This is a genomic window from Variovorax sp. 38R, from assembly GCF_014843395.1.
GTDB lineage: Bacteria > Pseudomonadota > Gammaproteobacteria > Burkholderiales > Burkholderiaceae_C > Variovorax > Variovorax paradoxus_H.
In genome coordinates, this window is the sequence record NZ_CP062121.1 from 5,616,430 (window position 1) to 5,640,404 (window position 23,975).

Sequence of the window (23,975 nt, forward strand, 5' to 3'; positions counted from 1 at the left end):
CCTCCGGTGAACGACACCATGAATGCCCCTCGCGACAGCCTTCCCGAGATCGGGGCCGAGACCTATCTTTTCGCCTCGCCGCACGGCAAGCACATCACGTGGCTGACCGATGCGCTCGGGCGGCAGGGAACGGTGGTGATGCTGTCCCCCGACGCCAATTCGCTTGATGAGCGAATTGCGCTGCTGGGGCCATCGGCAATCTTCATCGATTTTTCCGGCGACCACGCCGGCACAGCGAGCGAACTCCATCAGCGGCTGAAGCGCGACTGGCCCGCCCTGCCGGTGTTGGCCGCCGGCGTATCCGCCGAACCTGCGTCGATGCTTGCCGCGCTTCGCGCTGGCGTGGACGATTTCATCGACATGAGCGCTCCGCCGACGGATGCGGTCACCACGCTTCGCAAGTTGCTTGATCGCCGTAGCAGTGGCCCACAGGACGGCACCCGCGGATACACGCTCGCACTGCTTGGCGCGCGCGCCGGCATCGGCGTGACGACCCTCGCCACCAGCCTCTCGCTGCTGCTGAACGACCAGCTGTCCCAAGCAGCCAAGCAGGCTGCCCCTCGCAACTCGCGCCAGGGAGTTGCACTGCTCGATCTCGGCCTGCCGTCTCGCGACGGCTTGCTCTATCTCGATACCCAGAGCAGCTTCAGTTTTGTCGATGGCGTTCGCAACCTGCGTCGCCTCGACCAGACGCTGCTGCAGACCGCATTGGCTCATCACGCGAGTGGTGTGGCGGTACTCCCTCTGCCGACCAGCCTTGCGCAGGTGCGCGAAATCTCGCACGCGGACTCTGTGGCATTGATCAAGCGGCTCTGCGATTTCTTTGACTTCCAGGTGGCCGACCTGGGCGGATTTTCAACCATCGACTTCGTTGCCCAGACGGTGAAGGCCGCCCAGCGAAGCTTGGTCGTGTGCGATCAAAGCATCGGCGCCATCGTCTCCACGGCAAACATGTTGAAAGAGTTGCGCGCGAAAGGTGTGGAGACCGAACGGCTGTCGCTCGTGGTCAACAAGTTCGACAACCAGGTTGGATTGCCCGCCAAAGACATTGCCGACCGGCTCGAACTTCCACTGCACCATGTGCTGCCCGCTCGTGGCACCCAACTGATGGCCGCTGCCAGCCGCGGCGAAATGCTGGTTCGCACGGCACGCAATGACGCGTACTCGCAGGCCGTCGCCGGCTTGGCCCGCGGCCTGAAACAGGAATACATGCCCGATCCAGGCCACACCCCGACGAGGGAGTCTGGTTGGGCAACGCGGATATCGCAGCTCGTCGGGCTCCGGAAGAGCTCTAGTGAAGGTTGAATCTCTCATGTCCACCGACCTCGAATTTGCCGACGACGACCAGACGTTCATCAACTCCCAACAGTTCCAGGACATCAAGAGTTGGACGCACGACCATCTCCTGAGTCGCATCGAAGAACTCGGGGCGGAGTTCGGTCGCTGGTCGCGGGCCTCCATCCAACAGTTCGTCGAACTCGAGGTCGACAGCTTCGTGCGCCTGCGCCGTGTGCCGATCAACGACCGCGAGATGCAGCTCATCTCCGACGCACTGACCAAGGAACTCGCGGGCTTCGGGCCGCTGGAAGACCTGCTCAACGACCCGGCCGTTGAAGACATCCTGATCAACGGCTACCAGAACGTGTACGTGTCGCGCCACGGCATGCTGGAGCGCGAAACCGTTCGCTTTGCCGACTCGGAGCATGTGATGCGCATCGTGCGTCGCATCCTTGCCCCGCTCGGCCGTCGGCTGGACGAATCCAACCCGATGGTCGATGCGCGCCTTCCGGACGGTGGTCGCATCAATGTGATCATCGAGCCTCTGGCGATCGACGGCCTGTCAGTGTCGATCCGGAAATTCAGGAAAGAACCGCTCACGCCGGCCGACCTCGTGAAGCTCGGCACCTTCGATGCCGGCATGGCGCAACTCCTGGAAATTGCCGTCCGTGCCCGTTGCAACATCCTCGTGAGCGGTGGTACCAGCTCCGGCAAGACCTCGCTGCTCAATGCGCTCGCGAGTTTCATACCGGCTAGAGAGCGCGTCATCACCATCGAAGACACTGCCGAGCTCTCGCTTGGAACGAGCCATGTCGTGCGCCTGGAAAGCCGTCCGGGTGGTTTCGACGGTGCAGGCGTGGTGTCCATCCGCGATCTGCTGCGCAACAGCCTGCGCATGCGTCCCGACCGGATCATCGTGGGTGAGGTGCGCGGCGCCGAAGTGATCGAGATGATGCAGGCGATGAACACGGGCCACGAAGGCTCGATGGGCACGATCCACGCCAGCTCGCCGCGCGAGTGCCTGTACCGCCTCGAGATGCTGGCGGGCTTCGCTGGCTATCAGGGCAGTGAGGTCAGCTTGCGGCGACAAATCGCCAATGCCATAGATTTCATCGTCCAGATTGGTCGACTGTCGAACGGCCAGCGGCGCATCATCTCCCTGAGCGAAGTCACCGGCGTCAATGACAACGTTGTGGCGATGCAGGAGCTCTACCGCTACGAGCCGATTGCGTCGCCCGATGGCGAGGAGCGCGATCGTTGGGTTTCGCTGGGCATTGCACCGCACTCTCCAAAAATCGCACGGTTCCGGCAGTCGCTTGCGCGAGCACAGCAAGGGGACCAGCGTGCGTGAAGGCCTGCTGATCCTCGCCTGCATCGCGCTGCTCTTCGCAGCCGCGGGGCTGCTGCTGTGGCAATGGGCGAAAAGGCGGCAGGTACGGCAAGCAGCAGAGCGCCATCTGAACCAACAGATCCAGGCCAGCGCCGCGGCCGCCACGCCGGTCGCCGCGCCATTGCGGGACTCAGCCGTTGCAGGACTCACAACGGGTGTCATGACTGACCCCTGGCTGGAGGCGGAGGCCAACGCCGCAACTGCTGCAACGCCCTCGGGACTGATCGAGAAAGCCTTGCCAGGATGGTTGGTGGGTGTGATCTCCCCCCGGATGGTCGCCTTGGGCTTGGCAGCCATCGCTCTTCTTGCCAGCGCGGCAGGCCTCTTCGGCGGCTGGATCGCGGGGCTGAGCGCACTCGGCATGCTGGTGCTTTTGGCAATCTTTGCAGTCTGGCTGCTGCTGCAAAAATCTCGCCGGAAGCTGATCGGCCAGATGCCTGCCTACATCGACGCGATGGTTCGGTTGATCACCATCGGCAACTCCACACAAGCGGCTTTTCAACTGGCCATCGCCACCACCGAGGCCCCGCTGCGAGGTCATCTGGAACGCTCTGCGTCACTGGTACGGGCGGGCATGGACCTCGACCGCGCCCTGCATCAGACGGCGAGCAACGTCCGCATCGAGGAGATGTACCTGCTGGCGTCCATCCTCGGCTTGGGTGTGCGCTACGGAGGCCGCTCCGACCTTCTGCTCGAGCGCGTGGCGAACTTCATGCGAGACCGTGAACAAGCGGAGGACGAGCTCTCCGCCATGTCGTCGGAAACCCGGCTTTCCGCCTGGATTCTCGGCCTGCTCCCGGTGGGCGTGGCGACCTTCTTCATTCTGACCAATCCCAGCTATTTCATGGACATGTGGAACGACGACACGGGCCGCAACACGATCCTCCTCGCAGCAGGCTTCCAATTGTTTGGAGCAGCGTTGCTGTACCGTTTGGCGAGGCTGTCATGACATTCACATTCGACCAGCTAGCGATCTTGAGTCTTGCATTGCTGGCCTTGGGGCTGATGGCGGGAGCTGGCGCGCTGATTGCGGCCGAGCTTCGACGCGCACGCAGCGGGCACGTCATCGGGAGAGCGATCGACCAAGCAGGAAAGACGCCTGGCCCTTCAATAACTTCCGCCGAGACAGACGAGTTGTTCAGTGCGCCCAAGCCTGAGATCGACCTCCCGTTTCACTGGCTCGACTCGCGCTTCGGCCGGGCACTCGTGGCTGACGAAGACCGGAATCTCATCGATCAATGCGGCCTTTCTTCCAAACGAGCCCAGTTGATCTTTCTGGTGACACGGGTTGTGCTCGCATTCGTCTTTCCCGTCCTCGTGCACGTGCTCTGGAGCGTAGGGCATACACAGCGCACGGTCATCATTGGTCTCGCTGTGGCCTTCGTCCTCGGCTTCATGACACCCAAATGGGTGCTCGGGCGTTTTGCGGCCATGCGGCGCGAGCGCGTGAACCAGGAATTGCCCCTGTTCATTGACCTGCTTCGACTCCTCCAAGGTGTCGGCCTGAGCCTCGACCAGAGCCTTCAAATCATGGCCAGCGATTTCTCGCATGTGCTGCGCGTCCTCGGCTATGAGCTGAACCTGGCCAATAACCAATACAGCCGGGGCCGCAGCCGTGAACACTCTCTGCATCGTCTTGCGACCCTGCACAAGAACGAGAACCTTCGCGGACTCGTATCCCTGCTGGTGCAGGTGGACAAGCACGGCGGTGCCGTGCAGGAACCCCTGCGAATCTTCAGCGATCGGCTCCGCGAACACCGGCGCTCGGAGATGAAAGAGCGCATTGGGAAGATCACGGTCAAGATGACCGCGGTCATGGTGACCACGCTTTTGCCGGCGCTGATGATCGTCACGGGGGGGCCGGCCTTCCTCGCGATCTATCGTTCATTGGGAGACGCTGCCAAATGAAAAATCTCGACCGCCCCGTCTCCCCGCGACGTCTGCGCCACACGCTGCCGCTCTCTGTTGCGATAGCCGTCATGGCTCTTGCCTCCTCAGGTTGCGCGGGGCTGAAGGACCAATATGCCGCCAGCACGGACGCTCAACAACGCGCTGCGGCCGAAGTCGCTTCCGACACCAAGGCCGGCGCGACCGTCGATACGCAAGCCACGTACCTGAAGCTCGTCGATCAGATGCAGAAGGAAGACCTGTGGTTTGCATCGCTCGCACACATCGACGCGCTCGAGCAACGCTGGGGGATATCGCCAGAATCCACACGTGTGCGCGCTGATGCCCTGCGCCAAACAGGTCAGGCCATCCCTGCGGAAACCGCCTACAAGCGCTTGCTTGGAACGTCACTGGAAAGCGCCGGCTACCGCGGCCTGGGACTTCTCGCGGGCTCGCGCGGAAACTATGCAGAGGCAGTCCAGTTGCTCACGCAAGCGCAACGTCGCACCCCGACCGATGCGCTTCTGTTGAGCGACCTGGGCTATGCGAACCTGCGCGCCGGCCAGCTCGAAGACGCACGCCTTCCACTCATGCAAGCCCTGCAATTGCGCCCCGACAGCACGCAGGCGCAGGCCAACCTTGCGCTCTATTTCGAAGCGACCAACCAGCAAGATCAGGCACGCGCCCTAATGGATGCGAACCGCATGTCTGAAGCAACGCGGCGTGCCGTGCGCGAAGCGGCGCTGCAGATCCGCACACCGGGTGGATCTGTCGAGCCTGCGGCTCTCCTTGGTTCAGCCTCAATGCCAGTCGCAATATCGGCAGCTGCCCGCACTGAAACCGCAGCCGCACCCTTGGCTCTCAAACGAGCGCGCTGGTCCGGCGCGAACACCCCTCATGAAGGCGCTAGCCGCTTGAATACGGCAGCCACCACAACCACCGAGACGCCTCTTTCACTGAACTCGACCTCACGAGGTACGCCATGAACTTCCCATCTGCTGACCGCGACGCCTCCCGTTCCATCAGGGCGATGACCGCCGCAGCTCTCTTCTTCGTGAGCATGTCTGCCTTTGCACAAGGAAGCGCGGCGGACTCGAAGGCGACGACAGCCGCTACCTCGAACGCGCCGAAGGCTTCTAGCGCTTCACCTGTTGGCATGCAGTCCACACAAGATCAGCCCTCGCCACAGCCTCAGGTGGCCGAGCCAGAAGAATTCGATCCGTCATCCATGCAGATCGGTGAGGCGACACAAAGCCTGCTTGCATGGCAGCGCGGCGGGGAAATTGCATCCCCCACACCTCGCACCATCGCAGGCAATGTCGCCAGCCGCAGCTATGACCGCTACATCAAGAGCTTCGAGCACCCGATCCCCGAGCGCCTCGGCTCGACAGTGACGAGTGGCGCGGGTGGCGCGAGCGGCGCGACCTCAAAGGCTCAATAGACCCCACCCGTTCTCTCGCCACGCAGAGCATCACGATGAAAAAACGCAAACTCACTCAGTCCCGACATGCCCAGAACGGCGTGTACGCGATCGAGTTCGCGTTCGTGTTTCTGATCGTCTTCGCGATGCTCTACGCCGTGTTCTGCTATGGCCTCCTTCTGACGATGCGAATGAGCTTGCAAAACGCTGCAGAAGATGGCGCTCGGGCCGGGTTGCGATATCAAACCAATCTCGACAACCGGAAGACGGAAGCCAGCACCGTTGCGACGCAGCGCAGCAACTGGTTGCCTCCAGCGTTGAAAGCGAATCGAGCTGTAGCTGCAACCATCTGCGTCGCTGGAGGAGACGATTGCCCACCAGCATTGCCTGCTTGTGGTCCCACCTGGAGCAACCGCTGCCAGATGGTCGTGACTGTGTCAGTCACCGGTATCGACACTTTGTTTCCCGCATTCCCCAGCTTTGCAATGCCCAGTCAGATCGCAGGCAAAGCCAGCATGTTGCTCGACGGAAGGCCGCTATGAAATTCGTCCTGCAGAAATCGAAGCAAATGCCCATCCATATGCAGCGAGGCGTCGCTGCGATCGAGTTTGCGCTCGTCTTCAGCGTCCTGTTTTTTAGCATCTATGGCCTCGTGACGTTCTGCGGCGTGCTCTACGTCCAGCAGGTGGTCTCTCGTGCGGCGGAGGATGGGGCAAGAGCGGCGCAATTGGTTGGCAAGAACATAACCTCTGCCGATTTGCAGGCGAATATCAGAACAGCCATCTATCGGTCTTTGGCCCTTTCCATGATCACTCCCGTCGCTGCAGGCAGCACACCGGCGTCCAAAGAGACATGGCTTCGAACAGCGATGGTCGACACCCCGCCTGTCGTCGATCTTCCACCCGGAGAGGTCGAAGTGAAGATTTCTTATCCCTATCGCGCCAATCCGCTCGTGCCGCCGCTCCCACTTACCGGAAGCTGGATGCCTGATCGCCTCTTCGGCAAAGCCAGAGCAACCAGATAGGTCCTCTTCTTAGGGGTACAGCAATGCAGCCATTCAATCAAGGCGCAGCCCGACGGCAAACTGGGTCGGTGGTCATCAACGCGGCCATCGCCCTCAGCCTGTTCGTCATCATTCTCGTGGGCGTTGAACTCGGCTATCTGTTTTTCATGAAGCGTGAGCTTCAAAAAACAGCAGACCTCGCCGCCATCGCCGGCGCTGAAGCACTGAAACCAAACGACTGCGGCGCCGCTCAGAATGCCGCAGCCATCAACGGAAATCAGAACATCCCGACACGGCTTTCAGCAGTATTGGTATCCGAAGTGACGTGTGGAAACTGGAGCACCGGTCGCCCAGGACCTCGGCATTTCGGCAGCCCCGACGTTGGACAGAAGCTCAATGCCGTCCTCGTCACGTTGACTCGAACACCGGCGCTTTTGCTCCCGATGCTTCCCGGAAATTCCGAACGCCTCATCACCGTGGAGGCGCTTGCCGTCCAGAGCCAACCACTGGCCTCGCTCACCATCCGGAACACGCTCGTTGCCGTTGATGACGAGAAATCTGTGCTGCTCAACGCGATCTTCGGCGGCCTCTTGGGCGGCAGCCTAAATATCTCAGCCGTTGGATGGAACGGCCTTGTCAACACCGATATCAGGTTGCTGGACTTTTTGGATCAACTCAAGATTGCCCTGAGCATCACTGCCGGCGGGTACGACGAAGTCCTCAACACACAAGCCGACGTTGGAACCCTGTTGGGAGCGATGATCGTCGCACTCGAGAGAAGTGGGCAAACTGCGGACTTCGTAATCACGGCGCTGGAAAAACTCCAAGCACAAGCACAAATTCCCGGTGCCCACCCTCTGCTCAAGGTCGCAGACCTGCTCAATATCGCGACCGGAACAGATGCCGGCGGCCTAAAGACCGATCTACAACTCTTCCAGTTAGTCAGCGGCATTGTCCAGTTGGCAAGTGGTCAGAACGCTGCCGCAGTCACTCTGAATGTCCCCTCTCTGGCGGGGATCACTGCCAGTGTGAAAATCAAGATTGTCGAGCCACCGCAGGTCTCTGCAGTAGGAAATCCGAATCTCATCACCCCTGGTACGGGGTCCGGTACCGGCATCGATGATCCTCACCGAATTTATGTGCGGACCTCTCAGATTCGAACCTTGATATCTGTGAATCTGAGCAACTTGGGCAATGCCATCAGTCAGCTCGGCTCAACTGCGACGGCTGCGGTCTCTCCGCTCATCGGATTTCTGGATTCGGTGGTCAGTCTCAATCTCGGAAATATCGTGACCTCCCTGGTTGGTGGCATCGTCTGCGCCGGCGACTTCTGCCCCATTTCCAAGGTGATCTACACGAGTGCGCTTTCCTCTCCGATTGATATCAGCATCAGTTCCGGCAATGGTGAGGCATTCGTGTCGAGCCATACCTGCGCCACAGACACCAGTAAGACGCTCAGCGTGCAAGCAAGCACAAATATTGCACGGATCAACCTTGGGAAAGTGTCCGACACCGTCTTTTCTTCTTCCGCTCCCGTCATTACTGCTGAACCGGTTCCCATCATCGAGATCGGCTTCCAAGAAGCTCGTTACGATCTCTGCTTGATCCCCATCCTCCTCGGACCACTCCTCTGTTCGCAACCAAAATGGAGAAATGCAAGCGGGAATTTTGTCGCCGGACAAACCAACGGAGTGAAGCACGTCATCTCCGGATTCGGTCTGAAGATCAATTCGGCAATCGGGGGGACTAGCACGAGCAACCCGCTCGTTTACATCGCTCCTGCACCAGAAAATCTTCCCGAGATCGACGCACCCCCATTCGATGGAACGGTTGATCCTTCGTACAAGGCCATCAGTTCGCAATCCCTTGTCGGTGGACTAGGTGACACTCTTGACGGAATTCAAATCGATCCGTATGCAAGCAGCGGCGGTGGGATTCTTGGCCTTCTGCTGAATGGGGCACTCGACCTTATCGACAATCTTCTCGACGGTTTAAAAGGCATTATCAAAACCGCACTGGGGCCACTTCTGGACCCCGTACTTAACAAGATCCTGGATTTGCTGGGCATCGATTTGTCAAAGACGGAAGTCTCCGGCCGACTTTCATGCAATCGAGGTGCCGTTTTAGTCTATTGACGTATTGGGCCTGTCGTGACGATCTTTCATCGCGAGCTCGCTCCTTCACTGTTTCGCGCCCCCTACTAGCATGAGTTCCCCCTCCAACTTCGACGAACTCGACCTCTTTGTCTGGGAAGGCAAAGCCGACATCCTCGACCGCATTGCGCGGTGCATGGCGAGCTTCGACGTGGAAGTCATCCGGGCCGATGGCCTGCCGCCGCCTTCGCAGGACCGTGGTGTCGCGTTGCGCCCATCCGTCGCGATCATCAGCGTCACTGTCATCGACGGTGGCGGCTTGCCGCACGCGACCGAGTTGCTGCAAGGCATGCCCGTGATCTGGGTCGCTGCCGCATCGCGCGAGCGCGATGCGCGCACGTATCCGCCCGAGTACCTGCACGTTCTGCCCTACGACTTCACCTGCGCCGAGCTGCGCACGATGGTGGCCAAGCTGGTGCGCCAGCTGCGTGCGCGCGATGTCGCGCCGCAGGCGCCCGACATGCTGGTGGCGCATTCCGATGCGATGAAGGGGCTGCTCGCCGAAGTGGGCGCCTTTGCCGACTGCAACCATCCGGTGCTGGTGCGCGGCGAGACCGGGGTCGGCAAGGAACGTATCGCGCAGCAGCTTCACATCGGCCACCAGCAGTACGGCAAGGGCGCGTTCGTGGCAGTGAACTGCGGCGCGATTCCCGATGGGCTGTTCGAGTCGCTGTTCTTCGGCCACACAAAAGGTTCGTTCACCGGCGCCGTGCATGCGCACCGCGGGTACTTCGAGCAGGCGACGGGCGGTACGTTGTTCCTCGACGAGATCGGTGACTTACCGCGCTATCAGCAGGTGAAGTTGCTGCGCGTGCTCGAAGACAGTGCGGTCACGCGGCTGGGGGCGACGTCGCCGATTCGCGTCGACTTCCGCCTCGTGGCGGCGACGAACCGCAACCTGCGCGAGATGGTGGCGAGCGGTGAGTTTCGTGCCGATCTGTTCTACCGGCTCGCGGTCATCGAGCTGCATGTGCCGAGCCTCGAAGAGCGCGGCGAGATCGACAAGATCGCGATCTTCAAGGCGCTGCTGACGAACGTGTTGGGCGACGAGCTCGAAGCCTTGGGCGAGACGCCGCACTGGCTCAGCGATGCGGTGGCCGAAACCTACTTCCCCGGCAACGTGCGGCAGCTGCGTAACCTCGCGGAGCGCGTGGGCGTGATCGCGCGGCAGTTGCACGCCTGGGACCAGAACCTGATCCAGCGTGCGATCGCGCTCACGCGTGGCACGCCGGCGCCGGCTGCGCTGGCCACCGACCGCAACGGCAACGGTGTGGCACTCGATGCAAACGGTGATCGCAAGGGCTGGAACAGCGGCGAGCGCAACCGCATCATCGCGGCGCTCGAGATCAACGACTGGAAGCGCCAGGACACGGCGCAGCATCTCGGCATCAGCCGCAAGGTGCTGTGGGAAAAGATGCGCAAGTACCAGATCCTCGACGGCGAACCCGGCATTCCCGAAGAGACCTGATTGGCTCGCCCTCGAGCTGCGCGGCACTTCGTGTCCGCTTCTTCTTTCCCCAACAGAGGCAACACCTGAGGCCCGGCGAAGCCGGTTCCTCGGTGTTTCACGAAAGGGCTTCGCTCTCGCTTGCCTCGTGGGTCAGTTGATTCCGAGGCGCGTCGACCTGCGCAGCGGCGGGTTCGCCATCGCCGCGCCCGGCGCGCGGTCAACCAGCGGTTCGCTCGCGCAGGCCGTGTTGCTCGAGATGCACAGCGCGCCCAGCAGGCCGTCTTCGGTCAAGACGTTGCGGCTGGGGGGGCCGAAGATGCGGTCGATCCAGTTGTTGACGCCGATGGGGTCGATGCGCAGTTCGCCGGTGGTGCGCGCCAGGCGCAGCTCCGAAATGCGCAGGTCGAACACGCCGTCGATGTAGTCGAACAACAGGGTGTAGTAGTCGAGCTGCGCATCGAGCACCTGGGGCAGGGTCTCGCGGCCGAACTCCATGAGGCGGCGGCGGCCGCGGAAGGCCTGGCCCGAGGTGCTGACGGCTTCCATCAACTGGCGCTCGCGTTCGCGGCCGGCCACGGTGCGGGACCACGACGACGCAGTGAGCTCCATCAGGTTGAGCTTCACGCCCTCCATCTTGGCTTCCTGGTTCGCAACTTCGGCCAGCGCGCCCTTGAGTTTGAGCTGGCGGTCGAAGCCGTTGCCGAAGTTCCAGTTCAATTCAAACGCGGCGCGTGTCGGGTCTTGCGGCGACACGCCGCGCGGGTCTTTGCTCTTCACGACGACGGCGTCGAGCGTGGGGTACAGGCCGGCTTCCGTCTGGTCGACCAGCGCACGCGCACGCGCCACGCGGCCTTGGGCTTCGGCCAGTTCGGTGCTGCGCGCTTCGGCGCGGCGCAGCGCTTCTTCCTGCGAACCGATGCGCCAATGCGACGGCGCAGCTAGCACGGGCAGCGATTCGGGGGCGGGTGAAAACTTGAAGTAGTTGCGAAACTTGGCCAGGGCCTCGTCGCGCTGGGCCTCGAAGTCGGACTCGCGCGCGGCGACGAGAGCACGGCGCGAGGCGGCCATGTTGAGGTCGTTGTCGCCGCTCACGCCGAGCGCCACGCGGCGTGCTTCGGCCTTCGACAGGTCGGCCACGACTTCGGTGGCGCGGTGCGCGATCTGCTTTTTCAGGTCGAAGCGCTGCACCTGCAGGTAGGCAGTGAGTGCATCGAGCACCACTTTCTGCGAGGTGGTGACCACGGCTTCGTCGTCGGCCTGGTTGCCGAGTTCGGCGGCGCGCTGTGCGGCGCTCATGGCACCGCCATCGATGAGGCTCACGCGCGCTTCGGCGGTGAGCACGGTGTAGTTCTCGCTCTTCGCATCCTTGGCGCCGCTGCTGTAGGTGCCCGACGAGGTGCCGACCTTGAAGCGCGGGTAGCGCGCCATGCGGGCCGCGTCGACGCCGAAGCTGCTGGTGTTGGCCGCGGCCTGCGCAGTCAGCACTTCGGGGTATTCCTGCGACAGCGCAATGAGCGCCTGCTTCACGCGCTGTGCGTAGCTCGCAGCGCCGAGGGACGGTGGCGACAGGCGGCGCGACAGCGCGAGCGAGGCGGGCGGTCCGTCCGGCTCGGAGGCTTGGGCGTAGGCGGTGGGCGGCAGCGCCATGCTGACGCACAAGGTCGCGCAGAGCACACCCGAGGCGATGCGCGCGCGCCGGCCCGGCAACACGGGCTTGCTCATGGTTCGCGGAAGGCTTCGCGCCGCAGTTTGAGCACAGGCCGCAGGATGTACCAGATGAACGGATCGGTTCCCACGCGCAGATCGACTTCGGCCTCCATACCGGCGGTGACGCGGTTTTCTGGCCGCCCCACGTGCGACTGCGACATGCTGATGAGCAGCCGGTAGTACGGCGTGCCGTTGGCAATGGCGGCGTCGCGGTCGGCGTCGGCCGCCACGAGCTTGACCTTGCCGTCGACGGCGCCGTAGCGCAGGTAGTCGTAGGCGGTGATCTTCACGCGCGCCAGCTGGTCCACTTCGACAAAGCCGCGGTCGTTCGGGTTGAGGCGCGCCTCGACCATGATCTCGTCCTCGTCGGGCACCACTTCCAGGATGGCTTCGCCGGGCTTCACGACCCAACCGGCGCTGGAGCTGCGCAGGCCCTTCACGATGCCGTCGGCCGGCGCCTTGACGACGGTGCGCGAGCGCTGGGTGCGGGCGCGCGCGAGGTCTTCGCTCAGGCTGGCGAACTGGCGTTCGACGGTGGCGAGTTCGTCCGATGCGCGGCGGCGGTAGCGGCCTTCGGCCTCGGCCATCTTGGCCTGCGCTTCGGTGATGGCGGCCTGCGCCGAGATGATGCCCTGGCGCGCGACGGCAAGTTCGCTGCGCACGCCTTCGGCCTGGCGGCGCTTCTCGAGCACCTCGACCTGGCCGACGAGTTTTTCGCTGAGCAGCTGTTCGGAAATTTCTTGCTCTTTCTGCATCAGCGCGAGCCGGTCGGCCAGGCCCTTGGCCTTGGCCTGCTGCTCGAGCTGCTTGCTGCGCGCCTGTTCCAGGGCGGACACGGCGCCGGCCATGACGCCGCGCTGTTCGAGCGCGCGCGCCTGGTAGGCACCGACCTCGCCTTCGAGCACGGCTTCGTCGATCTCTGCATCGAACGAATCGCGCTTGAGCGGCTGGCCGCGGCTCTCGGCGATGAGGCGCACGCGGGTGGCCTGCGTGGCGGCATAACGCGCGGTGAGCTCTTCGAAGTTCAGGCCGCTGCCGCCCAGGTCGATCTCGACGAGCGATTGGCCCTGCTTGACCTTGTCGCCGTCTTTCACGAGCACGTTGCTGACGATGCCGCCTTCCAAGTGCTGGATCGACTTGACGCGGTCGGAGGGGATCACGCGGCCCGGCGCGACGACCACGGTTTCCATCGGAAAGCCGAGCCCCACCGCCGCCAGCACCGCGACCGCGCCGCCGATGATCCACTGGCGCCGCCGGCCTTGCGGCGTGGTCTGCGCCGCCTGTTTCTCGCTCTCGCCCTGAAGCACCTGCGGCAAGTCTGGTTTCAAAATCCCGTACCCCTGTCTCTGTCTGTCAGTCGGTCGATCGATCAAGCACGCAAGTCGCTCACGCCATCGAGCGCGACGCGGTGGGGACGCCGGCATTGCTGCTGCCGTCCTCGCTGTCGCCCAGCGCCACCAGCGGCTTCTTCACGCCAAAGAGCTTGGGCACCATGACGGCGGCCGAGCCGATTTCCACGTTGCCCTGGCCGGTGACGTGATAGACGGTGGTGGCCGCCGACACGATGCGCAGCGAGTGCGTGACCACAACCACGGTGCGCACCTTGGCGACCGCGAGCATGGTCGCGAGCAGGTTGCGCTCGCTCTGAAAGTCGAGGTCGTTGCTGGGCTCGTCGAGCACCAACACCGAGGGCTTGCGCAGGAAGCTCATGGCGAGCGCGAGCTTGCGCCGCTCGCCCACCGAGAAGCCGGTACCGCCCTCGCCCACCACGGTGCGGTAGCCGTCGGGCAGGCGCGAGATGAAGTCGTGCGCACCCGAGAGCTTGCAGGCCGCGACGATCTGCTCGTCGCTCTGGCCCGGCGCGCCGCGGCGCATGGTGTCGACCAGCGGGCCGCCGAACCAGTAGACCTCTTGCGAGAGGTAGCTGATCCAGCGCGACAGCTCTTCGCGGCCGAACTGCGAGAGGTCGTACTCGCCGATGCTCACCACGCCGTGCGTGGGCGTGTACAGGCCAGACAGCAGCTTCACGAGCGTCGACTTGCCCGCGCCGTTGCGCCCGACGATCACATGCAGGCCGCCAGGGCCGATGTCGAGGTCGACGTTTTCGAGCACGGGCTGCGGCGCGTCTTCGGTGAAGCTGAAGCTCACGTCCTTCAGCGTGACGCGGCCCAGCGGCTGCGGCAGCGCCATGCCGGTGGGCGCCTTCTCGACCGGCTCGCCGAGCACGGTTTCCAGGCGCTTGGCGGCTTCCTTGGCGGTGGCCAGTGCGCGCCAGTTCGATACGAGTCCGGCCACCGGCTGCAGCGCCTTCAGCGCGAGCATGTTGGAGGCGACGAGGCCGCCCACCGTCATCCACTGCTGCATGACGGCGATGGCGCCGACGGTGACGACGATCACCGAGAACACGGTGAGCAGCACGGTGGTGCCGTCGCGCGCGGTTTCGATCTGGCCGTTCTTGCCGAAGCTCTCACTGAGCCAGGCGTTGTAGGTCTGCTGCCAGACCTCGATGGTCGGGCCGTCGTTCGACTGCGCCTTGAGCGTCTCGCGCGCATGGCAGATCTCGGAGGTGATACGGTCCAGGCCGCGCCCGCGCAGCACTTCTTCGACGCGGCCGGCGCGCACTTCGTCGGCCCACCACCAGGCCAAGAACGACATGATGGCCAAGAAGGCCACCACCACAGGCAGCACCGGCAGCGCGACGATGCCGATCACGATCAGCGCAAAGATCGCCATCGGCAAATCGAAGATCGACTGCGCGAGCCCGCCGGTGACGGTGCCGCGCACCGAGCCCACATCGCGAAAGAACAGCTGCCAGGACGACGCCGGCCGCGCCTCGAGCGCGCGCAGCGGGCGCCCGAGCATGGAGTGCAGCAGCGCGCCCGACACGCCGTGGTCGACGGTGGCGCCCGCGTTGCGCAGCAGGCGCGAACGCCGCGTGCGCAGCCAGAACTCGATGCACAGGAAAAACAGGATGCCGCACACCAGCGCAGCGAGCGTGGAGACGCCGCTGCGCGAGAGCACGCGGTCATACACCTGGAGCAGGAAGATGGAAGGCAGCAGCCCGAACAGGCTGATGGGCAGCGACAGCCACGCCGCGCTCTTGACGAGGGGGTAGGCCGCGCGAAACGCATCGTTCAGCGCACCGGCATACGGACTGGCGCCGGGAACGTCCGGCCTGTCGGCAACCAGCTGGCTGGGCAAGAGGAACTTGATCATGGGAAAAGACCGATCCGTCGGGCAACGACGCCGACCCCATTATCAACTGTTACCCGATCGTTACAAGGCAGAAATTCGCCTCTGACGCCTCTCAGCATCGGTGTGCGCGAACCTGCGCCGGACCGGTCGCTTGCGCGCCGTGCGTTCCTTGCGGCGCGGTGTTTTCCCTGAGCGTGCAATTCATTGTTTTCTGGGTAGACGAATGGGTAGCGCTGCGGCTGGATGTAGACGGCAGGTTGTCGGCAAACGCCAGTGCGATGTTGGCGCACAGCAGCATCAGCAGCACCCAGGCGCACAGCAGCTGGAGCCAGCCCAGCCACCAGCGCCGCGGCGGCACCTCGGGTTCGGAGTCATAGGGAATGTGGACCAACGCGTTCCATCTCATGGCAGTGCTTTCAGGACCCGGGCGAGCCGGGAAAGACCGACACCGGCGGAGCTTTTGGCCAGCACCCAGTCGCCTGGTTGCAGCAGCCCGCCAAGTGCGGTGGAGAGGTCGGACACATCGACAAACCAATGGGAGCGGACCTTGGTGCGGATGCGCGTGTGAAGCGCCCGCATCAAGGGTCCGCACAGGAGCACGCGGTCAGGTTGCGACGCCAGCAACTCGGCCTCCAAGTCGAGGTGATGGCGTTGCGCCGCGGGCCCCAGCTCCTGCATGTCGCCCAGAATGGCCACCCGGCGCGCAGGCTCGCAGGGGGCTTGTGACAGCAACTCAAGCGCCGCCCGCATCGAACTCGGGTTGGCGTCGTAGGTTTCATCGATCAGCTTGAAGCTCCCGCCGCCGATGTGAATGGTGTGCAGCGCACCGCGTCCGCCCGGCGGCTCGAAGTGCGCAAAGGGTTCGACCGCGGCGGCCAGCGGCAAGCGCAGCGCCTGCAGTGCGGCCAGCGCGGCCACGGCGCTCGCGCCCATGTGGCGGCCCGGCGCATTCAGGCGCAGCTGAAAGGGCTCGCCCGCCACCTCGGCCTGCACCTCGCCGTGGTCGAAGGCGAGCAGGCGCACGTCGGCGTCCTTGTGCTCGCCGTAGGTCACGATCTGCAGTTGGTGCGCCATGGCCGCCTCGGCGAAGGTGGCGAACTCGGGCATGTCGCGGTTGAGCACCACGCGGTCGCCCGCGGCCATGGCCTGGAACATGCGGCAGTCGAGCCGCGCGGCGGCTTCCGAGGGGCCGCGATGCTTCTGCGACGCGGCCGAGATGCCCGTCACCACGATGAGCGACGGCCGCATGAGCTGCGCCGATGCGGGCATGTGCGAGGTGCCCATCTCGAGCACCCAGTAGGCGGCATGGCGCGGCATGCAGGTGAGGTTCCACGCAATGCCCGACGGCAGGCTGATGCTGCCTTCGGGCTGCGCCACCTCGCCCCACACGGTGAGCGCACCGGCCAGCATGGCGGCCACGGTGCTGCTGCCCGCGCCGCTGCCGAGCACGCCGCACACGCGGCCGGTGAACTCGGTGCGCGCGTGGTCGCCCAGCTCGAGCACGGCCTGCAGCACGTTGGCCACCTTCAGCACGGGCACGCGCTTGTCCAGGTGCGGCTTGGGGTCGGTGCACAGCACGGCCGCGGCCGGCTGCAGCACGCCCTTGAGCGTGACGGCGGCCAGCGGCGTCTTCGAGGGCCGGGCCTGGTGTTCGAACACGACGCGGCCCTTGCGCATGAAGGTGCGCTGGGTCACGCCGGTGGCGCGCCAGCCGTCTTCGGGCTTGACGACCCATTCGCCGCCGGTGACGCGCGCCATCTCGCTCGCGGTCCAGACGGCGCCGTCGTCGCGCACGCCGCCACCGCCCCCACCACCGCTTCCGGGGCCGGGGCCGCCCGGCTGGCTGCGCCGGTCCAGCAGATAGCGGTGGTAGGCCGCGAAGCCCGTCACGTACTGCTCGACGTCGTCGATGCGCACGCGGAACGAGTGGTGCCGCACGAAGAAGGCGCCGACGACCGTGGACGGCCGGCGGAAGTACATCGCCATCTCGGGCCAGAAGAAGCCGTTGAGCAGGTAGTGCGCGCGGTAGTCGAGCGCGCGGTAGAACTTCTCGGTGTCCAGCTCGTCGAGCAGGTGCCGCATCGCAGGCATGCTCTCCAGCCGCTGCAGCATCTGCTGCGCAGCCAGCATGAGGCTGAGCAGCGTGGGAAAGGTGGTCTTGCGGTCGAGCACGAAGTCCAGGTAGCCCGCCACGTTCTGCAGCCCGAAGCGGAAGTAGCGCTCCTGCGGGCTCCACTGCGTGAGCTCGTTCACGCAGCCGCTGAGCCAGTGGTCGTGCGACTGCCAGTGCTGGCTCGCAATGAAATGGTCGAAGGCTTTCTCGACCGAGGCCAGCCAGCGCGGATCGCGCGTGAGGCCGTACAGGCGCATGAGCCCGAAGGCCGCCTCGCCGTCGTAGAAGATGACGCGCGAGGCCTGCTTGAGCGTCAGGTCGGCCGCGTGCAGCACGTGGTCGAAGCGCCCGCTGGCCGGGTCTTGCAGCGCCACGATGCCCAGCGCGAGCTTCTCGAGCAGCGGCAGCCAGTGGCGCGTTTCCATCAGCTCGCAGTAGCGCACGAGCATGCGCACGCAGGCCGCGTTGCCTCCCAGGCGGATCTCGCCGCCGGTGTCGACGAGGTACGCCACTTCGCGGCCGTCGGGCAGCGTGTAGTCGCGGATCAGCGCGTCGGTGAGGTGGTCGATGGCGCGGTCGATGGCCGCGCGCAGCGTGTCGTCGCGCGTGAGCTCCCAGGCCTCGAGCATGGCGTGCACGGTGCCCGCGTGGCGCATCGCGTCGTAGGTCGGGATGCGGCGGTCGAAGCACGGAAAGTAGCCGTACACGAACAGGCCGTCGCTCTGCATCTGGCGCGCCAGGTACGACGAGCCGCTGCGCACCAGCTCGAGCACCGACTGCGGGTTGAGCGCCGGCAGTTGGCGCCGGCCCGCGTCGAGCCCCGTGCCCACGAGCTTGTGCACCACGCCGTCGGGCTGGCAGAACACGCCGACCGTGGCCAGCAGGTACACCGTGCGCTCCGACGATTCTTCCAGCGGCAGCGTGCGCTCGAAGCGGGCCTGCGCATAGACGTCGAAGTTGCGCAGGTTCACCACCGAATGCGCGATGGTCGAATCGCCGCACAGCATGGCGTTGGCGTTGAGCTCCTGCTCGGTGAAGGCGAAGCCGAAGTCCTGGTCGAAGGCCAGGCCAAGCCGGAAGTAGTTGCGCTTGACCGCGGTGAGCTGGGTCTTGAACTGCGTCCAGTCCATGGGACTGGCGCCTTCGACCCAGTCGATGCGCAACCAGGGTGAGACGATGCCGCGCTCGCGCACCCATCGCTCGACGAGGTCGGCGCCTTCGCGCCAGGCGGTTTCGAAATCGTCGGCCCGTGCATGCACCACGTGTGCACGCTGGGCGCCGTCGCTCACCGAGAAGAAGAGCGTGAAGGCCGGGTACGGTGCGGGCAGTGCCGCGCACACGGACACCAGGCGCTCGTGGCAGGCGTGGAGCTGGTCTGAGAAGGACATCATTCGGCTCCGGTCGAATGCGAGCGGCGACCGGTCGCGTCCGTCATCTGCTCTCGCTTGGACGACGTGATCGCGAACCGGGCACTGCCCTCGGAATCATCGCGTGGACCCGGTTCAGCGGTAGCTGAATTCGGCGCGGCGATTGAGCTGATGGCCCTCCTCGGTGGTGGCAAGCGATGCGGGCTTTTCAATGCCCCAGCTGACGGCTTCGATGCGTTCGCCCGGCACACCCATCTGCGTGAGCATGCGTTGCACGGCCTCAGCACGGCGCTGGCCGAGCGCAAGGTTGTACTCGCGGCCGCCGCGCAGGTCGGTGTTGCCTTCGATGACCACGCGGCTCGCCGGCCGGTTGCGCATGTAGCCCGCGTGCGCCTCGACGATGCTGCGGTCGCCCGCCCTGACGTCGTATTTGTCGAAGTCGAAGTAGACGATCTTGGCCGGTGTGTTCTGCGGCGGCGGCGGGGGCGCCGGCTCCGGCTTGGGCACTTCGCGCACGCTCTTGTTGGAGTAGTAGTAGGTCGCGTCGTCGCGACCACCTTTGGGGGGCACAACGCACCCAACGAGGCTTGCGCTCATTGCCACGAGGGCCAGTATCCGGAAATTCTTGTTCATGACGGTCCTTTCGCGGGACAGGCCGCTGGCGGCCTGTCCCTGTCTGCTTGCTATCGAGGTTTCCCTTCCTCCTTCTTCGTATCCCTTGGATCAGCCCAGCAGGCCGTGCAGGATGTTGGTCACGGGGGCCAGGACACCGCCGGTCGGGCTCTGGTCGACCAGGCTGGAGATCGGGGCGAGCACGTTGTCGAGCACCGGGGCCACCGTGTGTTCGACGGTGTCCAGCAGACCGGTCACCACCGTGCCCACCGGAGCCGCCGGCGTGCCGGCCAGGATGTCGGTCACCGGTTCGACCGCGGTCGTCACGGTGTCGACCACCGTCGAGACCACCGAGCCGGCCGAGCCGTCGAGCAGGCTCGTCACCGGTTCCAGGATGCCGGCCACCGGTTCGGCACCACCCGTGAGGCCGCCGAGCAGGCCGCCCACGAGACCGTCCGCACCGAGCAGGCTGCCGACCAGACCGTCGTCACCGAGGACGCCGCCGAGCAGACCGCCTTCGCTGCCGCCGAGGACGCCGCCCAGGAGGCCGCCGTCACCGCCGAGGACACCACCGAGCAGGCCGTCGTCACCCAGCACGCCGTCGAGCAGGCCGCCCGCGTCGCCGCCGGTCACACCACCGAGGACACCACCCAGCAGGCCGTCGTCGCCGAGCACGCCATCGAGCAGGCCGCCAGCGTCGCCACCGGTCACGCCACCGAGGACGCCACCCAGCAGGCCGTCGTCGCCGAGGATGCCGTCGAGCAGGCCGCCAGCGTCACCGCCGGTCACGCCACCGAGGACACCACCCAGCAGGCCGTCGTCGCCGAGGATGCCGTCGAGCAGGCCGCCAGCGTCACCGCCGGTCACGCCACCGAGGACACCACCCAGCAGGCCGTCGTCGCCGAGCACGCCGCCGAGCAATCCACCGTCGCCGCCGAGGACACCGCCCAGAAGGCCGTCGTCACCCAGCACACCGCCGAGCAGACCGCCGTCGCCACCGAGGACGCCGCCCAGCAGGCCGTCGTCGCCCAACACGCCGCCGAGCAAACCACCGTCGCCGCCGAGGACGCCACCCAGGAGGCCGTCGTCACCCAACACGCCGCCGAGCAAACCACCGTCGCCGCCGAGGACGCCACCCAGGAGGCCGTCGTCACCCAACACGCCGCCGAGCAGGCCACCGTCGCCGCCGAGGACGCCGCCCAGCAGGCCGTCGTCACCCAACACGCCGCCGAGCAAGCCGCCGTCGCCGCCGAGGACACCGCCCAGAAGGCCGTCGTCACCCAACACGCCGCCGAGCAGACCGCCGTCGCCGCCGAGGACGCCGCCCAACAGGCCGCCGTCACCGCCGAGGACACCACCCAGCAGGCCATCGCCACCGATCAGGTTGGCCACGCCGTCGGTCACGAAGTCGACTTGCGTGTCCACCCCGTTCAGCAGGCCACTCGTCGCGCCGGCGCCGAGCAGCTGGTCGACCACCGGGCTGGCCAGGTCGGCCACGCCGTCCGTGACGTCATCGACGAGGCTGTCGGCCGGGTCGAGCACGTTCGGGTTGTTCGGCGTGAAGCTCTCGCCGAGCACCGGGGCCAGCAGGCCGTCGACGGTGTCGGTCACGCTGTCGGTCAGCGGCGAGACCGGGGCCAGCAGGTCGCCCAGGCCGAGGTCGCCGAGCACGCCGTTGTTGAGGCCAGCCGCCAGGCCGGCGACCACGCCGTCGGCCGGGTCGAGCAGTGCCGCGCCGGTGCCGGGGGTGCCGCCACCGCCGATGCCGCCGACCACACCACCCAGCAGACCGCCGAGGAGGCCTTCGTTGCCGAGCAGGCCGCCCACCGGGCCGTCTTCACCAAGCAGGCCGCCGACCACGCCATCCGGTCCGAGCAGGCCGCCGGCGCCGTCGCCGCCGAGCAGGCCACCCAGCGGGCCGTTGTCGCCCAGCAGGCCGCCGAGCAGGCCGTCGTCACCGAGCAGGCCACCGATGGGGCCGGTGCCGCCGAGCAGACCGCCGACCAGGCCGTTGTCGCCGAGCACGCCGCCCAGCACGCCGTCGCCGCCGAGCAGGCCGCCGATGGGGCCGGCATCGCCGAGCAGGCCACCGACCAGACCGTCGTCACCCAGCAGGCCGCCCAGCGGGCCGTCGCTGCCGAGCACACCGCCCAGCAGGCCGTCGTCGCTCAGCAAGCCGCCGACCAGGCCGTCGTTGCCGAGCAGGCCGCCGATGGGGCCGCCTTCGCCGATGACACCGCCGAGCACGCCGCCCAGCAGACCGTCGTCGCCGCCGAGCAGACCACCCAGCGGGCTGTCTGCGAGCAGGCCGGAGATCGCGCCGTCCTGGCCGAGCAGGTTGTCGACAAGGCCGCCCTGGCCGAGCAGTTCGCCGGTGAGGCCTTCCGAACCGGCCAGGCCGGCCAGTGCGCCGTCGCCGCCGAGCAGGCCGCCCACGAGGCCGTCGTCACCCAGCAGGCCGCCGACCGCACCTTCGTCGCCGAGCAAGCCGCCCAGCAGGCCTTCCGCGCCGAGCAGGCCGCCGGTCAGGTTGCCGACAGCGCCGTCGCCGAGCAGACCGCCGACCAGGCCGTCGTCGCCGAGCACGGTGTCGAGCAGGCCGCCGACGGCGGTGTCTTCACCCAGCAGGCCGCCGACCAGGCCGTCCGGTGCCAGCAGGCCACCGACCAGACCGTCTTCGGCCAGCACGCCTTCCACGAGGCTGCCTTCGCCGAGCACGTTCTCGAGCAGGCCGCCGAGCGCGCCGTCGTCGCCCAGCAGTTCGTCGGTGACGCCGCCGAGGCCGAGGGCGTCGGTGAGGCCGCTGACGATGCCGTTGTCGCCGACGAGGTTCTCGAGCCCGTTGTTGAGCGCGTCGGTCACGTAGTCGACCTGGTTGAGCAGGCCGTCCGTGATGGCACCGGCGGCGCCGGCACCGAGCAGCGGATCGAGCACCGGGCTCAGCACGCCGCCGAGCGGGTCGGTGATGCTGCCGACGGTGTCGTCGATCGGGTCGAGCTGGTTCGGGTTGTTGGCCTGGAACTCTTCGCCGAGCAGCGGAGCGAGCACGTCGTCGACGACGTCGGTCAGGTTGTCGACCGTCTCGGACACCGGGGTGAGCGAACCGCCGAGGCCGAGCGCGCCATCCAGGCCTCCGACAGCGCCACCCAGGATGCCGTCAGTGGGGTCGAGGAGGCTGTCGCCGTCTGCGTCTGCGTCGGCGTCGGCGTCCGAATCGCTGTCGGAGTCGCTGTCCGAGTCCGAATCGGAGTCACTGTCCGAGTCCGAATCGGAGTCCGAATCAGAGTCGCTGTCGCTGTCGGAGTCGGAGTCACTGTCCGAGTCGGAATCAGAGTCGCTGTCCGAGTCACTATCCGAGTCGCTGTCGCTGTCGGAGTCACTGTCGGAATCGGAGTCCGAATCCGAATCGCTGTCCGAGTCCGAATCGGAATCCGAGTCGCTGTCCGAATCCGAATCCGAATCCGAATCCGAATCCGAGTCCGAGTCCGAGTCCGAGTCCGAGTCCGAGTCCGAGTCAGAGTCAGAGTCAGAGTCAGAGTCAGAGTCAGAGTCAGAGTCAGAGTCAGAGTCAGAGTCAGAGTCAGAGTCAGAGTCAGAGTCCGAGTCGGAATCCGAATCAGCGTCCGCATCGGACTCACCGCCCGGGCCGCCCACGAACAGCGGGAAGCCGGTGGTGCCACCGTCGCTGCCACCGCCGCTGAGCGCAGCACCCAGCGCCGCGGCGCCCAGGGCGCCCAGCGCGAATTCACCGAGGCCGATGCCGCTGCCGGCTGCGGTCTTCTTGGTCACTGCCAGAGCGGCCGCGTCGGCGTCGCTGTCCGGCGGGGTCACTTGCAGGTCGCCCGAGGCGACGTCCACGTTCACTTGTTCGAGGCCACCGGGCAGCTTGGTCGAGCCGATGGTTGCATCGGTGCCGCTGGTGAAGACGCCGGCCAGCGGCGCCTTGTTGGAGGCCGATCCGGGGAACAGCACGTTGGCCTGGCCGCCGTCCGGCACGATCACGCGGTCGCCGGCCATCAGGGTCTGATTGCCGTCCACCGGAATGCGGACACCCTCGCGCATCACTGCAACGCCGGGCGTAGCATTGGACAATGTGCCCACGCTGGAAGACGCCACAGCCGCAGGCGCGGCGGAGGCGCCGGCGCTGATGCCCGGCGCGCCCAACGGCGTGACGGTGGCTTGGGCGAGAAGCACGGGCGCAGCGCCAGCGGCGGAGAGCCCTTCGGTCGAAACGGTCGATGCTTGTGGAGCGGTCATGGCAGCCTCTGTGACAAAAGATGCATCTACAGGGGCAACTTGCGTGCCGCTTTTTTTCCGCCGTGCCAATGCCACGCCATCCGCACTTCAAGTGATTGATTTGTATGAGAATTTTTCTGAAAACCGCTTCGCACGCCGAACGC

At 65.6% G+C, this 23,975-nt stretch carries 17 protein-coding genes; 10 read left to right on the forward strand and 7 right to left on the reverse strand.

The window, feature by feature from the left end:
• Positions 1 to 6: 6 nt before the first annotated feature.
• The 10 genes from IG196_RS26065 (at position 7) to IG196_RS26110 (ending at position 10,599) form a co-directional block, all read left to right on the forward strand.
• Complete coding sequence (locus IG196_RS26065) at positions 7 to 1,305, forward strand: AAA family ATPase (protein ID WP_225616801.1); 1,299 nt, start codon at positions 7 to 9, stop codon at positions 1,303 to 1,305.
• A 7-nt stretch (positions 1,306 to 1,312) separates the two neighbouring features.
• A complete protein-coding gene (locus tag IG196_RS26070) occupies positions 1,313 to 2,629 on the forward strand; it encodes a CpaF family protein (RefSeq protein WP_192193631.1) in 1,317 nt (438 codons plus the stop codon).
• On the forward strand, positions 2,622 to 3,617 hold the full coding sequence (locus tag IG196_RS26075; protein ID WP_192193632.1) for a type II secretion system F family protein: 996 nt from the start codon (positions 2,622 to 2,624) through the stop codon (positions 3,615 to 3,617). Before IG196_RS26070 ends, IG196_RS26075 begins: the two co-directional genes overlap by 8 nt.
• Positions 3,614 to 4,576, forward strand: a complete 963-nt coding sequence (locus tag IG196_RS26080; RefSeq protein ID WP_192193633.1) for a type II secretion system F family protein — start codon at positions 3,614 to 3,616, stop codon at positions 4,574 to 4,576. The genes IG196_RS26075 and IG196_RS26080 overlap by 4 nt, the downstream gene beginning before the upstream one ends.
• The gene (locus IG196_RS26085) at positions 4,573 to 5,541 is read left to right on the forward strand and encodes a tetratricopeptide repeat protein (protein WP_192193634.1); all 969 of its coding nucleotides are present in this window, start codon (positions 4,573 to 4,575) and stop codon (positions 5,539 to 5,541) included. Before IG196_RS26080 ends, IG196_RS26085 begins: the two co-directional genes overlap by 4 nt.
• Positions 5,538 to 5,996, forward strand: a complete 459-nt coding sequence (locus IG196_RS26090) for a DUF3613 domain-containing protein (protein ID WP_225616802.1) — start codon at positions 5,538 to 5,540, stop codon at positions 5,994 to 5,996. Before IG196_RS26085 ends, IG196_RS26090 begins: the two co-directional genes overlap by 4 nt.
• A gap of 35 nt (positions 5,997 to 6,031) precedes the next feature.
• The gene (locus IG196_RS26095; RefSeq protein WP_192193635.1) at positions 6,032 to 6,517 is read left to right on the forward strand and encodes a TadE/TadG family type IV pilus assembly protein; all 486 of its coding nucleotides are present in this window, start codon (positions 6,032 to 6,034) and stop codon (positions 6,515 to 6,517) included.
• Positions 6,514 to 6,999, forward strand: a complete 486-nt coding sequence (locus tag IG196_RS26100; RefSeq protein ID WP_192193636.1) for a TadE/TadG family type IV pilus assembly protein — start codon at positions 6,514 to 6,516, stop codon at positions 6,997 to 6,999. Before IG196_RS26095 ends, IG196_RS26100 begins: the two co-directional genes overlap by 4 nt.
• 23 nt (positions 7,000 to 7,022) lie before the next feature.
• Positions 7,023 to 9,113, forward strand: a complete 2,091-nt coding sequence (locus IG196_RS26105) for a TadG family pilus assembly protein (RefSeq protein WP_192193637.1) — start codon at positions 7,023 to 7,025, stop codon at positions 9,111 to 9,113.
• A gap of 70 nt (positions 9,114 to 9,183) precedes the next feature.
• Positions 9,184 to 10,599: a sigma 54-interacting transcriptional regulator gene (locus tag IG196_RS26110; protein WP_192193638.1), complete on the forward strand. Its 1,416-nt coding sequence runs from the start codon at positions 9,184 to 9,186 to the stop codon at positions 10,597 to 10,599.
• Between the two features lie 132 nt (positions 10,600 to 10,731).
• Here IG196_RS26110 and IG196_RS26115 read toward each other — a convergent pair whose 3' ends face one another.
• The 7 genes from IG196_RS26115 to IG196_RS26145 all read right to left on the reverse strand — a co-directional run bounded on the left by IG196_RS26115 (position 10,732) and on the right by IG196_RS26145 (position 23,832).
• Complete coding sequence (locus tag IG196_RS26115) at positions 10,732 to 12,303, reverse strand: TolC family protein (protein WP_192193639.1); 1,572 nt, start codon at positions 12,301 to 12,303, stop codon at positions 10,732 to 10,734.
• On the reverse strand, positions 12,300 to 13,595 hold the full coding sequence (locus IG196_RS26120; RefSeq protein ID WP_225617102.1) for an HlyD family type I secretion periplasmic adaptor subunit: 1,296 nt from the start codon (positions 13,593 to 13,595) through the stop codon (positions 12,300 to 12,302). The genes IG196_RS26115 and IG196_RS26120 overlap by 4 nt, the downstream gene beginning before the upstream one ends.
• 79 nt (positions 13,596 to 13,674) lie before the next feature.
• Positions 13,675 to 15,504, reverse strand: coding sequence for a peptidase domain-containing ABC transporter (locus tag IG196_RS26125; protein ID WP_192193640.1), 1,830 nt, complete (start codon positions 15,502 to 15,504; stop codon positions 13,675 to 13,677).
• A 91-nt stretch (positions 15,505 to 15,595) separates the two neighbouring features.
• Positions 15,596 to 15,889, reverse strand: coding sequence for a hypothetical protein (locus IG196_RS26130; protein ID WP_192197215.1), 294 nt, complete (start codon positions 15,887 to 15,889; stop codon positions 15,596 to 15,598).
• Positions 15,886 to 18,987: a glutamate ligase domain-containing protein gene (locus IG196_RS26135; RefSeq protein WP_192193641.1), complete on the reverse strand. Its 3,102-nt coding sequence runs from the start codon at positions 18,985 to 18,987 to the stop codon at positions 15,886 to 15,888. Before IG196_RS26135 ends, IG196_RS26130 begins: the two co-directional genes overlap by 4 nt.
• A gap of 111 nt (positions 18,988 to 19,098) precedes the next feature.
• Positions 19,099 to 19,533 carry an OmpA family protein gene (locus IG196_RS26140; RefSeq protein WP_225616804.1) on the reverse strand — a complete coding sequence of 145 codons (435 nt, stop codon included), beginning with the start codon at positions 19,531 to 19,533 and terminating at the stop codon, positions 19,099 to 19,101.
• 153 nt (positions 19,534 to 19,686) lie between these two features.
• Positions 19,687 to 23,832 carry a hypothetical protein gene (locus tag IG196_RS26145; protein WP_225616805.1) on the reverse strand — a complete coding sequence of 1,382 codons (4,146 nt, stop codon included), beginning with the start codon at positions 23,830 to 23,832 and terminating at the stop codon, positions 19,687 to 19,689.
• Positions 23,833 to 23,975 lie beyond the last annotated feature (143 nt).

What these genes read in the sequence shown, in the direction of transcription:
- IG196_RS26130 (WP_192197215.1), bottom strand. Translation starts at nt 15,889, where the DNA reads ATGAGATGGAACGCGTTGGTCCACATTCCCTATGACTCCGAACCCGAG.
- IG196_RS26135 (WP_192193641.1), bottom strand. Translation starts at nt 18,987, where the DNA reads ATGATGTCCTTCTCAGACCAGCTCCACGCCTGCCACGAGCGCCTGGTG.
- IG196_RS26100 (WP_192193636.1), top strand. Translation starts at nt 6,514, where the DNA reads ATGAAATTCGTCCTGCAGAAATCGAAGCAAATGCCCATCCATATGCAG.
- IG196_RS26105 (WP_192193637.1), top strand. Translation starts at nt 7,023, where the DNA reads ATGCAGCCATTCAATCAAGGCGCAGCCCGACGGCAAACTGGGTCGGTG.
- IG196_RS26085 (WP_192193634.1), top strand. Translation starts at nt 4,573, where the DNA reads ATGAAAAATCTCGACCGCCCCGTCTCCCCGCGACGTCTGCGCCACACG.
- IG196_RS26110 (WP_192193638.1), top strand. Translation starts at nt 9,184, where the DNA reads ATGAGTTCCCCCTCCAACTTCGACGAACTCGACCTCTTTGTCTGGGAA.
- IG196_RS26095 (WP_192193635.1), top strand. Translation starts at nt 6,032, where the DNA reads ATGAAAAAACGCAAACTCACTCAGTCCCGACATGCCCAGAACGGCGTG.
- IG196_RS26080 (WP_192193633.1), top strand. Translation starts at nt 3,614, where the DNA reads ATGACATTCACATTCGACCAGCTAGCGATCTTGAGTCTTGCATTGCTG.
- IG196_RS26070 (WP_192193631.1), top strand. Translation starts at nt 1,313, where the DNA reads ATGTCCACCGACCTCGAATTTGCCGACGACGACCAGACGTTCATCAAC.
- IG196_RS26145 (WP_225616805.1), bottom strand. Translation starts at nt 23,832, where the DNA reads ATGACCGCTCCACAAGCATCGACCGTTTCGACCGAAGGGCTCTCCGCC.
- IG196_RS26125 (WP_192193640.1), bottom strand. Translation starts at nt 15,504, where the DNA reads ATGATCAAGTTCCTCTTGCCCAGCCAGCTGGTTGCCGACAGGCCGGAC.
- IG196_RS26090 (WP_225616802.1), top strand. Translation starts at nt 5,538, where the DNA reads ATGAACTTCCCATCTGCTGACCGCGACGCCTCCCGTTCCATCAGGGCG.
- IG196_RS26115 (WP_192193639.1), bottom strand. Translation starts at nt 12,303, where the DNA reads ATGAGCAAGCCCGTGTTGCCGGGCCGGCGCGCGCGCATCGCCTCGGGT.